The organism is Vibrio sp. 1288, from assembly GCF_033344475.1.
Genome location: NZ_JAWPOX010000457.1, coordinates 1 through 734, shown reverse-complemented (window position 1 = coordinate 734; position 734 = coordinate 1). Strand labels below are relative to the sequence as shown.

Annotated in this window: 1 pseudogene; it reads right to left on the bottom strand. The window is 41.3% G+C overall.

The features are described from left to right. Positions 1-558, bottom strand: a pseudogene (gene scrG / locus R8O11_RS27360) (regulatory protein ScrG); the annotation flags it as partial. Between the last annotated feature and the right edge of the window lie 176 nt (positions 559-734).

Below are 734 nucleotides of genomic sequence, written 5' to 3'. Positions count from 1 at the left end.
TGCCATACCTGAGGCGTTATCATGGAACGCGACTTGGTGAATGTAACTCTCCATCAATTTACGTTCTGAAATGTCGCGATGGCTACCTACCATGTAATGACCATGCTCAGTTTCTTTGGTCATCGCAACGCCTTCAATCCAAACGTATTGCCCGTTGGGTTTACGCAGGCGGTAAGTGGTTGTGACACGCTTATTGTCGGTATTAATGTGGGCATCGACGCGCTTGGACAATCTTTCCCTATCCAACGGATGCACCAAATCCAACCAACGATCTAGGTTGATGCGTCCAGCATTGATTCCAAGTTGCTCATAAAATCCCTGATTGTAGAAAACCATCGTCCCGAACTCGTCCATGTAGAAGAGGCCTTCGTTGAACACATCAAAGATATGAATAAAGCGTTCTTCGACGATCTTGAGAAACTCGCGATCATTGTCTGAGGCCTGTTGATCAAAAATGGTGGTCAAGACATGTCCTCCTCGTGCCTTACTGGCAACAGAGATGAGTGGGCGTTCCTGTAACAGGGAAATGAAGTAATCATGCGCATTATTAAGATACAAATGCTAATTTAAAATAGTAGACAGTCATGTTCTTGCGCTTTCAAATGAATAAAACTTCGTTCAGTTTAACTTGCTGATCATCGATATTTATAAAACTTAGTCAACAGTAAATCGTGTTTATATGAAATAGTTATTGATGCATTCCTCAAATTATTAAAATTAGTTAATAATGCTGT